Source organism: Pseudoalteromonas sp. SG41-5 (assembly GCF_014164495.1).
In the GTDB taxonomy this organism is placed as follows: Bacteria; Pseudomonadota; Gammaproteobacteria; order Enterobacterales; family Alteromonadaceae; genus Pseudoalteromonas; species Pseudoalteromonas rhizosphaerae.
The window spans coordinates 65,003-76,228 of record NZ_JACJFH010000011.1 but is presented as its reverse complement, the minus strand read 5'-3'; the positions used below and the strand labels follow the sequence as shown (position 1 = coordinate 76,228).

The following is an 11,226-nucleotide window of genomic DNA, read 5'->3' as shown; positions in this document are numbered from 1 at the left end:
TGTGGTGCATGACTATATCTCTACTTGCTTACAGCGCCTTGCTGAGCAGCCAGATAACCTTGAGCCACTGCTACCTTGGAACATTAAGCAAAGCTAGGTGTCGTTAGCTATACGCTTACGATTTAGCTGCATTTACAAAAGTATTTACTGACACTCCTGAATTTAAAAATGCTGAATCAGTTTGGGCTTTCGAGATTTTCGAGCGGATTTATCATAAGTTAGGAGAACCCAAGCGTTTGAGTGATTCTTTCCAATTCACTATTGAGTCATTTTTTGAATTTCAGAAATCTACAGAAATACTAGAGTTGTATCTTGTCCCTCAAAATTTAACTTGGGTTTTTTATGCCAATAGAGATAATTGGAAATATGCAATTAAGTGCTAACAAAAATATCATGGTGGGAATTTTACTCGCTGAAAAAGCGCTCCTAAAATCCCCATATGTTAAACGTTATGTGCCTAGGTTGAGTATGAGAGTATTTATAGTTGTTTTTGCTGCGATGATATCCAGTTTTGCTCACTCAAACTCTGAGTTAGATGCCGAAAATGAGGGAGAGGCAGTTGGAATAATATATGGCTACTTTAAAAAAGTAGATGTTATAAAGTTCATGTGCGAACGGAAAGCACCTGAAAAAGGAGCGCTACTTTCAGAAGCTATTGATAAATGGAAGACTCGAAATAGTTCTGTGGTTGCTAATTTAACTGACGGGCTAGATAGAACTCCAATAGATATGCGTGAACAGCTATTTGAAATGGCAAAGCAAGTTTCAAGAAATAAGATCATTCTATTTAACAAAATGAGTCAGTCCGAAAAAGAAAATACTTGTGCCTCATTAGCTGAACATTTGAATTCTGATTCTTACAAAAATGAGTACCCAATTGCCTATAAGCTCATGAGTGAATAGGTACATAACAAGCTCCTTAAACATCGCGGCCTGCGGCCGCTGGACTCGCAATAAGTTGCTCGCCGTTTAGGCGTGCGTTCAGGCTGTAGAATTACTCATTTAGGAACTGGTTCTACACAATTAACTTGATTGTTTTTTAACCTTTAATTGAGTTGGTTACTGTGATCTGATAGATATTATTCACCCACGGTAAATTGTTATGGCTCTTTCGTTGGGTAAGGAGTCAAGCCTGACTTATCCTGCCAAAATAAATTCATTCCAATCAATTTTGCTGAATAATTTTAGCCTTGCTAATTTATCATCAACCTCCATATCTATAAAACCGTAAGGTGGTTTTTTTATGCCAACACGCTACAAAAAAGGAGATAATAATCGTTCGACAAAAAAACAAACCTAGTCGTATTGAGCCTGATGAATGTATCCAAGTTAGAGGTGCACGGGTTCACAACTTAAAAAACATCGATGTTGATTTGCCCCGTAATGCCTTGGTGGTTTTTACTGGTATTTCTGGCTCAGGAAAGTCGTCATTGGCCTTTGGCACTTTGTTTGCTGAATCTCAGCGTCGTTACCTAGATTCTGTTTCGCCTTATGCCCGTCGCTTGATTGATCAAGTAGAGGAGCCAGATGTTGATTCAATCGAAGGGTTACCGCCAGCAGTAGCACTGCAACAGCAGCGAGGAACTCCATCGGTGCGTTCATCTGTTGGTAGTGTTACCACGATTTCTAATGGCTTGCGCATGCTTTATTCCCGTGCAGGGCAATATCCAACAGGTCAAAATATACTTTACGCTGACGCCTTCTCGCCAAATACCCCAGAGGGCGCTTGTGAGCGATGCCATGGTATAGGTCGTGTATTTGAAGTGACAGAGAAGTCGTTGGTACCAGATGACAGCAAGACCATTAGGGAACGCGCTATCGCGGCATGGCCGCCAGCATGGCAAGGGCAAAACTTATTGCGTATTTTGATTGCATTGGGCCATGAAGTTGATATTCCCTGGAAAAAATTGCCGCAAAAAACGCGGGATTGGATCTTGTTTACCGATGAAACCCCTGAAGTGCCGGTTTATCGAGACTACAATATTAGCCAAATACGAGAAGCAATTGATAAAGGGGAAAAGCCCAATTACATGGGGACCTATACAAGCGCCAAACGTTTTATTTTGCAGTCATTTGCTACAACGCAAAGCCCGCGCACCAAAAAGCGGGTGTCGCAGTTTATGCAGATTTCTCAATGCCCCGAATGTCAGGGGAAAAAACTCAAACAAGCGTCACTGTCGGTTAAATTTGCTGGACTTGATATTGGTGAATTATCGCAATTGACGCTGACTGAGTTGGCATCGCGGTTAAAAGATACTGCTAATAGCAAGCCCGCTGATAACACCGTTAATCGAGAAAAAGCCATCGTCGCACAGCGTATTGCCAGCGATATTCTTACTCGAGTTGAAGCGCTTACTCGACTTGGTTTGGGCTATTTGTCGCTAGAACGTGGCACGCCCACGTTATCTCCGGGCGAACTACAGCGCCTGCGCCTTGCAACGCAGATCCGCTCTCAACTGTTTGGTGTCGTTTACGTATTAGACGAACCCTCAGCCGGTCTGCATCCCGCTGATACTCAAGCATTGCTAGGTGCCTTAGATGAATTAATCGCAGCGGGTAATTCAGTATTTGTGGTAGAGCATGATGTTAGCGTTATTCGCCATGCAGATTGGATTGTTGATGTAGGTCCCAATGCTGGAACCCATGGCGGAGAAATTATTTACAGTGGTCCGCTTGAGGGCTTACGCGAGGTAACCGAGTCTCACACTGGTCGATTTGTGTTTAATAAAGATGACAGTGCAGCACATAGGCCAAGACAGCCGAATGCTTGGCTCAAATTAGTTCAGGTTAAGCGAAACAACCTGAAGAATATCGACATTGAGTTTCCGCTAGGGCTTATGACTAGCGTTACCGGTGTATCGGGTTCAGGAAAATCAAGTTTAGTCAGTCAGGCGCTGGTGGAGCTTGTGTCTGATGCCCTTGGTCAGCAAAATACCGTCGAGGCACCCAATGATGAGACTGATTTACTTGAGGAAGAATTAGAAATCGCCACCAGCGGTAAAATTGTTGATGGCATACAGCACATCCGACGTTTAGTGACCGTGGATCAGAAAGCTATTGGCCGCACACCACGCTCAAACCTTGCCACTTACACCGGTTTGTTTGATCATGTACGTAAGCTATTCGCCGCCACACCCAAAGCAAAAGCGAGGCGCTACAACGCAGGGCGTTTTTCGTTTAATGTAGCTAAGGGGCGTTGTTCGAATTGTGAAGGTGTAGGATTTGTGAGTGTCGAATTGTTGTTTTTGCCTAGTGTTTATTCGCCTTGTCAGGTATGCCAAGGGCAGCGTTACAATGACGAAACGCTCGATATTATTTATCGAGATAAAAATATCGCTGAAGTGCTTAATTTAACCGTCGAAACAGCTCGTGAATTTTTTATGGATGAGCCTTTAATAGCGCGCGCTTTGGATGCCTTGTTGCAAGTGGGGCTCGGCTACTTAAGGCTTGGTCAGCCTGCTACCGAATTATCGGGCGGTGAAGCGCAACGGATAAAATTAGCTACTGAGTTGCAACGGGCGCAACGCGGTGACACTTTATATATTCTCGATGAACCCACTAATGGCCTTCATCCCGCAGATGTCGCTATGTTGATGTTGCAATTAAATGGTCTGGTAGACGCAGGTAACACCGTAATCATGGTTGAACACGATATGCAGGTCGCGAGCCGTAGTGACTGGGTCATTGATATTGGTCCTGGTGCGGGCGATGAAGGTGGGAATATTGTTGCTCAAGGACCACCGGCCAATGTCGCTAAGTCAAAGGCCAGCCAAACAGCACCCTTTCTGTCGCCTTAGCATTAGCCTGACTTTAGGTTATCGACGTTTTTCTTTACTTAAGTTGGTGATTAATTGCGATGTTGCGCTGCCCCGTATACCACCATAGTAGGCATGGTGTTTTCGGGGGGCGCTGGACGCGACAGCAAAGTGGGTATTATCAGTCAAAATACCATGGTTGGGGTTAAAACCTAACCAACCTGTACCAGGTAAAAAACCTCTGCCAAGCGTGCAGTTCATCGAAGGGGTTTCCATATCAAAATAGAAATAGCCGCTGACAAAATGCACGGCAATGCCAAAATGGCGCAGCAGATTAATTTGCATCTAAGACAATTCACTACAAGATCCTTTGTTAATTTTAAAGGTTTCATTAGCGGGTAATGGTGGGCTATCTTCGCGATATTCAATACTAAAATCTTGGTGTATCTAGGTGATATAGAGCTTGAACGTCTCACTAAAAATCAGTGATATCTACTCAAAAAAGCTTCTGTACTAGTACAAAAGCTTTTCTGATTAAGATAAATTGAATCGACCTAAGCTGAAAATTCGATAAAGGTTTATCAAGCAAGATTTAATCATTATGGGGTGAGTTGGTCACAGATTTCAAATGTGTGCTCAACAACATCATTTGAGTTAGCACGTAAATCTAATTGCCATTCTTCCTTATGATCATAATCTCCTTTTTCGGTGTTTTTTATCCAAGTAACAGGATAATCATCTGGTTCTACACGATATAAAAAAGGTGCAAGTATTGAAAAATCTTTGGTTTTGCCAATAGTGATTGTTTGATTGTCAGAAACGGACTGATCTAATTCTCCCCCTTCTAACGTGAAATCTAATGAGTTAAATTTAAGCTTAAGCTCAGTAGGGCCGCTATAACCTTCACAAGCTGTCAAACCAATACGGACATTTTGCTTAATAAGTGCTGTTTTTGTACCTAAATCAATGGTGAAGTGGTTGGTAGTTACCTGCTGCTCTCTCACAACGGTAGCAGATGTAAATGGAGAGCTAAAACCCATAATGTTAAATTTCTTCTCTGCTCCTACGCCTATTACTGCTTGATAATAGCCATTATCATCCGTAGAGAAATATAAACTGTCTATTATTGCTTCACTTGAAAAGAGATCGACATTAGCAAGGCCGCGCCCTAAAGCATCAACCAGACGACCGCTAACACTACCAAGCCAGCTAACATCATGCATAGAAACAGCAATTAAAATCTGTTTTACAACCGTATTACCTGCATCGTCCGTTACACTAACCGAAGCAGTATAAGTACCAAGGGTTAGTGGCGTAAATGAGGTTATCGCTTCAGTGGTATTCGCTAGAATTGAATTACTAAGTCTTGGTTTACTCAACAATAAGCAAGACAATAAGCAAGACACCCAGCCTAAAATTTGGTCATTGTATTTCTCTGTGTGCGTATGCAGTGATGAGTAATCACACGCACTTAGCACTTAAGTTGATGATAAAAAGCAAATAGACTTAATGACAAAGCTATAATTCTACGCTGGCATAAGCTGTGTAAAGCTACGTTATTGACGAAAAAGTATTTGCAATGGGTAAAATTGAGTAAAACAGAGCTCACTTTTTTGAATCAAACGGTTGAGCAATACCACGGGAGTTTAAGTAGCATTAGCTGGTTTATGCGCTTATTAATTTTAAGTTATTTGTATTTTTAAGTGTCTGTTTTTTCAAAATGCGCAATTAGGCGCTCGAGTAACTTTCTAATCGCTATAGATTGATGTTTGCGAGAACGGTATATGGCGTAAATACCTAAGGACGCTGGCTCATAGTTGGGGAGCACATGAACCAGCTTTTTATCATTGATCAACTGTTGTACGGCATGTTTAGGTTGTAAAGATATACCGCGTCCTTTGAGTGCTGATTGAAGTAAGAGCATTGATTCATTCGCACTGAAGTTGCCAGCGACTGAAGTAACAACCGCGAGTTCTTCTTTGCTGAAATGCCACAAACTTTTTCCAAAATTAGAATAAATTAAGCAATTATGTTTGGCCAAATCATCAGGGTAAACAGGGTAACCAAAACGATTTAGGTAATCTTCGGTGGCGCATAACACTGAGCGGCAACGACCGAGCGGGCGTGCAATGATATTGGGGTCTAAGTCATTGGTAATACGTATTGCTAGATCGATTCTATCTTCAACTAAATTAGTTACTTGGTTACTGATATGAATATCTATATGTACTTTGGGATACTCATCTAAAAACTGATCAATTACTGCTGGCAATAAATTAGCGGCGACAAATTGAGAGCAAGAAATACGGATCGACCCTTCAGGTTGTGCGACATGATCTTGCTCTAAAGGGATAGACACTTGTTTGGCTAAATCTAATAACGACAGACAATTTACAAAAGCTTTTTCACCTGCGGCGGTGAGCGTGAGTTTACGCGTAGAGCGATGTAATAACTGACTATTCGCCCAACTTTCCATTTCGCTTAAGTACCTAGTTACCATCGAGCGCGACATATCTAACGAATGCGCTGCGCTGACCATACTACCTTGCTCGACAATTCTAACAAAGACTTGAGCTGCGGTGATCCTGTCCATTTTATTTCCTATATGTTCGATATATGCAATTAACTATTGCCTGTTGTGATGTTTATTGCAACATATTTGCAATTTATACTTGTTTCATAAATTTAATACTGCTGACAGGAAAATAAAATGAAGACCTTGCATTTCATTATGGACCCGCAGTGTGGTTGGTGTTATGCCGTCGCACCGCTGATTGATGAACTCACTCAATTAACAACAATAGATATTAAGCTGTATGGCGGCGGCTTATTTTCAGGGGCTAATAAACGTCAGTTATCAGCTGATTTTCATCAGCAAATAATCGCCATGGATAACAGGATCACGAGTTTAACGGGGCAAGTATTTAGTCCAACTTATTATGAAACGCTATTAGATGATAAGCAGCGAATTTTAGATTCAGATACGCCGATCACGGCGCTACTAGCTGGTGGATCTTTAGGTCTTAATACTGTTGCCATGCTGCATAGAATGCAAGTTGATCAATTTGTACTTGGCCGTTCTCAGTCTGATATAGCTAATTTAGCTAACATAGCCACTCAACTTGGTGCTAGCTCTAGGGCTTTTTTAAATGCGTTTGACCTTTTTAGTGGCGAAAAAACGCAGCAGCAAATAATTAAAGCGCGGCAGATGTTGAATTTAGTTGGCGGTAGTGGGTTTCCAACACTTGCGTTTGAGCACGGCGATGGCGCATTTACTAAATTAGACCACTCGCGTTATTACGGTCAGCCACAGCAGTGGTTAGCTTATGTAAAACAATTAATTAGTACGATTGATTAACCAATAATTTTACACGTTTAAAAACACCCAATTTACTCGCTAAATGAGCGACATTTTAGAGGCTACTATGACATTTTTATCTAAATTAATTCAGGCAAGCACGCTTGCTACAATGATGGCAGTATCAGCCAATGCAGTTAGTGCAACACTTGAAACCAGTGTGTTTAATCCACAACAAAAAAGCACGTTCCCAGTTAGTTCGGTGTTGATCAGCGGTCCAACCGAAGCGATTTTAGTTGATGCGCAATTTCAGCGCAATGATGCACAATCAGTGGTTGAGTTGATTAAAAAATCAGGTAAAAAATTAACCACTATTTATATTAGTCATGGTGATCCTGACTATTATTTTGGCTTAGACGTGATCACCGAGGCCTATCCTGATGCTAAGGTATTATCAACTGCTAAAACCCGAGATTATATTAAAGCGTCAATGGCGCCTAAAAAGGCTTATTGGGGGCCAATTCTTAAAGAAAACGCACCGCAAAAACTAGTTTTGCCAGAAGTATTGCAAGGCGACACCTTATTGGTTGATGGTGAAAAAGTGAATATTGTTGGTCTTGACGGTCATGATCCAAAACATACTTTTGTATGGATCCCTTCGACTAAAACTATGTTGGGTGGTGTTGTGGTATTTAACAACATGCATGTTTTTTTAGCAGATACGCAAACACCTGAATCACGTCAAAGTTGGTATAAAACCCTTGATGTTATTGAGCAGCTGCATCCTAAAACTGTGATCTCTGGTCATATGTTAGGTGATAAGCCATTGACTATTGAAGCGGTGCACTTTACTCGCAAATACATTCAAGACTTTGAAGCTGCAGCCAAGTCTTCAGCTAATTCAAGTGAATTGATGAGTAAAATGAAAGCAAGCTATCCAAATATTGGCGGCGATAGCGTATTGGCGTTAAGTGCCAAAGTTATTATGGGCGAGATGCCTTGGGGCTAATTACTACAGCTTAAATTTATTTATGGCTTTTCAAGCTGCTTGCAGTTTGAAAGGTCTGTTCAACTCTTTGTACAGGCTTCATTTCATGGGGGGAATTCAGCGAGTAATCACGATAGTAATGGCTTTGGCTATGCTTCAAGCATGCAGTACCACTGCCAAAATATCGTCATTAGAACATTACAATAGTTTTAATCTGGAGACTAAATCGATGACCAATCTTGATATTGTAAAAAGTACTTATGAAGGTAAGACCTCAGAAGAAAACGGTAAAAACCTCAAGCGTTATATAACAAACGAAACACAATGGACGGAAGCCGCTGGTTTTCCATATGCCGGAACCTACCAAGGCTTTGATGAAATTGAAAAAAATGTATTTGTACGGTTAGGCAGTGAATGGAATGGTTATAATTTTGCGGTAGAAGACTATGTTGCTGCTGGCGACAAGGTGTTTGCTTATGGTAGCTATAGCGGAACCAATAAAGCCACAGGCAAATTTTTTAAGGCCAGAGTCGCCCATTTATGGATACTCAAAGAGGGTAAGATCATCAGTTTTGAACAATTTGTTGATAGTAAAACCGTTAGCGATGTCATGTAAAAAAGTAGTTTTTTTAATAACAACTACAAGTATGTTGTAGGTGCGCTTTTATTTCGTACTCTCGTGCATAAAAAAAGCGTTGCCAATCGGCAACGCTTAAGTTCAACTCTGTAGCACCTAGCACCGATTATTTAGTCAAATAATCCAGCACCACTTGATGATGGTCTTTGGTTTTAAATTTATCGAAAAAGTGCTTTATTGTTCCGTCTTGGCCGATCAAGAAGCTTAAACGGTGAATGCCGTCGTACTCTTTACCCATAAACTTTTTGTAGCCCCATACGCCGAATGCTTCTGCAATCGCGTGATCTTCGTCTGAAAGTAGGTCAAAGTTTAATTCTTTTTTGGTTTCAAAGTTCTTTAATTTTTTTACCGGATCAGGGCTGATACCAACCACGCGGGTATTTAGCTGTGCTAACACAGCTTTTTCATCACGTAAGTTTTCAGCTTGCACGGTGCAACCAGGTGTTGATGCTTTTGGATAAAAGTACACTAATACTTGCTGCTCTTTTAATAGCTCTGCAAGGACGATTGTTTCATCATCTTGGTTTTGTAAGCTAAAAGCGGGGGCTTTGTCGCCGGCTTGTAATGGATTAATTGTGTTCATGCTTTGCTCCTTAGCGAATGCGTCGAAATATGTAATCTACGTTTAGAGTACGCGACAGATCTTCAAATTGGACTTTAAACGTATCAATGTCAACCTCAACAGGAATGTTAAACTCCAGTTCACAGCGCATTTTTGTATCTTTTTCTTCGTCATAGGTATCTGACTTTAAAGAACAAATACTAATGTGGTTGTCGGCAAAAAAGCGGGTAACTTTACTTAACGTGCCAGGTGTATCGATACCTGTATATTCGAGGGTGTAGCCAGCACAAAATTCACTTTGAGTATGACTGGCTGTCCGCTTCATCATAGTGAGTAAGCCCAGCTCCATGCCTTTGAGGGGCAGGGTGTGTTCAATGCGGCTGATTGCCGACATATCACCTGATAACAGCATAATAAATGTAAATTCATTGCCTAAGATGGCAATGCGACTATCAATAATATTACAGTGACAGTCACTGACTAATTGGGTTAATTCACTGACAATACCAGGGCGATCATCGCCAATGGCAGTTAAAACGATCTGATGATTTGAAAAAGCAGTCATGAATTCAAGTACCTAGGTTATATTATTAATAACAATCAGAGTAAGCTAAGCCGGCAATTACCACCACACGGCGGCGAAGTTTAACACAAAACAATCGCTAAACTACAGGCCGAGATAATTAAGCTGTTATTAAAGCACAGTGTTTCTTGTTTTTAGTGGCATGGGAAAGTACCATAGTTAAAATTTTGCATATTGACAGGCTGACACTTACGTTTAGCCGTACCCCAAAGTAACGGGTTTTGCATAAAAACAAGATACGTAAAGTTAATATTGACTTTACACTGAACCAAATCGGCATAACCCACTCATATATTTGTTAAAACAATTAAGGGTATGCTAAGGAGAATTATCTGTGCAGTATTGGATCCCAAAAGCGCTTGCTGTAAGCGTATTGGTTAGCTTGTCAGGATGTGGTGTGTTCACTGACGAAGCGCATCAAAAACGTAATTACCGTGCCAGTGAGCCGGTACAAGTGCCAGGACAATTGGCTCAGCCAGCTTTAGACCCCATTTATAAAATGGATGTGGCGGAATATGACAATAATCCGGATTCAACAAACTATCGTCCCCCAGCACAAGTATTAACTGTGGCAAAAGGCAGTTGGGTTGAAGAAGGTGATAAACAAGCACGCGTTTATTTTGATAAAAACGATGGTATTGCCGATTTAGATGAGTTTATTTGGGATTCTGTGCACGCTGTGTTAGCGGAACACCAAACAAAGGCAATCAAACAAGATAAGTTATTAGGTTCAATAGAAACTGACTGGTATGCCATAATTAAACCTGAAGAAGGTTGGTTATGGGATAGCGATACTGCGGTATCTGAGCAACGTTTTATTTTTACTATTGAAGAAAAGTCACATCAACGCACAGCTTCATTAAGCGCTAAGTTAGCTGAGTATAAAAGTAAAGATGTGCCATTGACACCAGTTTTACAACAGCAGCTAGAAGTGCGTGCACTGAACCAAGTAGTGGCTGAGTTTGATTATCGCTATCGTCAACTTGAAGTTGAAATACGTAAACAACAAGGCATTATTTCGCTGGAAATGGGTTTTGATAATAAAGGCAATGCGGCACTGGTAACTGAACAGGATTACTTTGTAATATTTGATCGTTTCTCAGGATTTCTTGAGCGCCTATCGTTTACGATAGTTGAAATTGATCAAGAACGTGGTTTGATCACGGCTGATTACAACAAACCTGAATCAAGTGTTTGGGATTCAATTTGGGGTGAAGAACTTGCTGAATTGCCGATTGAAAACGGCCAATATCAAATCTTAGTCAGTCGCACCAAAGAAGGTGGTACTAGCTTAACGTGGATGGACGATGAAGGCACAACGTTAGAGCCTGGTACGATGAATGACTTACAACAAGCGTTAGAAAGTGCTCTGCGCCAACGCGGTATTAAAATTTAATAATAAA

General features: G+C 41.1%; 11 protein-coding genes and 1 pseudogene. 7 read left to right on the top strand and 5 right to left on the bottom strand.

What is annotated here, in order from left to right; translation table 11 throughout:
- Window positions 1–342 precede the first annotated feature (342 nt).
- Window positions 343–903, top strand: coding sequence for a hypothetical protein (locus H5232_RS05045; RefSeq protein WP_246175612.1), 561 nt, complete (start codon window positions 343–345; stop codon window positions 901–903).
- 365 nt (window positions 904–1,268) lie between these two features.
- A complete protein-coding gene (locus tag H5232_RS05040) occupies window positions 1,269–3,797 on the top strand; it encodes an excinuclease ABC subunit UvrA (RefSeq protein ID WP_182830602.1) in 2,529 nt (842 codons plus the stop codon).
- Between the two features lie 18 nt (window positions 3,798–3,815).
- Here the strand turns inward: H5232_RS05040 and H5232_RS05035 are convergent, their stop codons facing one another.
- Both H5232_RS05035 and H5232_RS05030 read right to left on the bottom strand, forming a co-directional pair.
- Window positions 3,816–4,100: a hypothetical protein gene (locus H5232_RS05035; protein ID WP_182830601.1), complete on the bottom strand. Its 285-nt coding sequence runs from the start codon at window positions 4,098–4,100 to the stop codon at window positions 3,816–3,818.
- Between the two features lie 254 nt (window positions 4,101–4,354).
- Window positions 4,355–5,149 carry a hypothetical protein gene (locus H5232_RS05030; RefSeq protein WP_182830600.1) on the bottom strand — a complete coding sequence of 265 codons (795 nt, stop codon included), beginning with the start codon at window positions 5,147–5,149 and terminating at the stop codon, window positions 4,355–4,357.
- Between the two features lie 32 nt (window positions 5,150–5,181).
- Between H5232_RS05030 and H5232_RS24130 the strand changes: the two are divergent.
- Window positions 5,182–5,434: pseudogene (locus H5232_RS24130) on the top strand (hypothetical protein); the annotation flags it as partial.
- Window positions 5,435–5,454: 20 nt separating this feature from the next.
- Here H5232_RS24130 and H5232_RS05025 read toward each other — a convergent pair.
- Complete coding sequence (locus H5232_RS05025; protein WP_145241538.1) at window positions 5,455–6,348, bottom strand: LysR family transcriptional regulator; 894 nt, start codon at window positions 6,346–6,348, stop codon at window positions 5,455–5,457.
- Between the two features lie 117 nt (window positions 6,349–6,465).
- Between H5232_RS05025 and H5232_RS05020 the strand changes: the two genes are divergently transcribed.
- The 3 genes from H5232_RS05020 (at window position 6,466) to H5232_RS05010 (ending at window position 8,657) form a co-directional block, all read left to right on the top strand.
- Window positions 6,466–7,113 (top strand): DsbA family protein, encoded by a 648-nt coding sequence (locus H5232_RS05020; RefSeq protein ID WP_182740021.1) that lies wholly within the window; start codon window positions 6,466–6,468, stop codon window positions 7,111–7,113.
- Window positions 7,114–7,180: 67 nt separating this feature from the next.
- Complete coding sequence (locus H5232_RS05015; protein ID WP_182717926.1) at window positions 7,181–8,062, top strand: MBL fold metallo-hydrolase; 882 nt, start codon at window positions 7,181–7,183, stop codon at window positions 8,060–8,062.
- Window positions 8,025–8,657 carry a nuclear transport factor 2 family protein gene (locus H5232_RS05010; RefSeq protein ID WP_310736243.1) on the top strand — a complete coding sequence of 211 codons (633 nt, stop codon included), beginning with the start codon at window positions 8,025–8,027 and terminating at the stop codon, window positions 8,655–8,657. Before H5232_RS05015 ends, H5232_RS05010 begins: the two co-directional genes overlap by 38 nt.
- Before the next feature lie 127 nt (window positions 8,658–8,784).
- On the opposite strand, the gene bcp is transcribed toward H5232_RS05010, so the two are convergent.
- Window positions 8,785–9,261, bottom strand: coding sequence for a thioredoxin-dependent thiol peroxidase (gene bcp / locus H5232_RS05005; RefSeq protein ID WP_145241547.1), 477 nt, complete (start codon window positions 9,259–9,261; stop codon window positions 8,785–8,787).
- Window positions 9,262–9,271: 10 nt separating this feature from the next.
- Complete coding sequence (locus H5232_RS05000; protein ID WP_145241549.1) at window positions 9,272–9,805, bottom strand: glycine cleavage system protein R; 534 nt, start codon at window positions 9,803–9,805, stop codon at window positions 9,272–9,274.
- Between the two features lie 352 nt (window positions 9,806–10,157).
- Between H5232_RS05000 and bamC the strand changes: the two genes are divergently transcribed.
- Window positions 10,158–11,219, top strand: coding sequence for an outer membrane protein assembly factor BamC (gene bamC / locus H5232_RS04995; RefSeq protein WP_149982888.1), 1,062 nt, complete (start codon window positions 10,158–10,160; stop codon window positions 11,217–11,219).
- The last annotated feature ends 7 nt before the right edge of the window (window positions 11,220–11,226 follow it).

Excerpts from the sequence above, each read along its gene's own strand:
- H5232_RS05045 (WP_246175612.1), top strand. The coding sequence starts at position 343 with ATGCCAATAGAGATAATTGGAAATATGCAATTAAGTGCTAACAAAAAT.
- H5232_RS05035 (WP_182830601.1), bottom strand. The coding sequence starts at position 4,100 with ATGCAAATTAATCTGCTGCGCCATTTTGGCATTGCCGTGCATTTTGTC.
- H5232_RS05025 (WP_145241538.1), bottom strand. The coding sequence starts at position 6,348 with ATGGACAGGATCACCGCAGCTCAAGTCTTTGTTAGAATTGTCGAGCAA.
- H5232_RS05020 (WP_182740021.1), top strand. The coding sequence starts at position 6,466 with ATGAAGACCTTGCATTTCATTATGGACCCGCAGTGTGGTTGGTGTTAT.
- H5232_RS05015 (WP_182717926.1), top strand. The coding sequence starts at position 7,181 with ATGACATTTTTATCTAAATTAATTCAGGCAAGCACGCTTGCTACAATG.
- bcp (WP_145241547.1), bottom strand. The coding sequence starts at position 9,261 with ATGAACACAATTAATCCATTACAAGCCGGCGACAAAGCCCCCGCTTTT.
- H5232_RS05000 (WP_145241549.1), bottom strand. The coding sequence starts at position 9,805 with ATGACTGCTTTTTCAAATCATCAGATCGTTTTAACTGCCATTGGCGAT.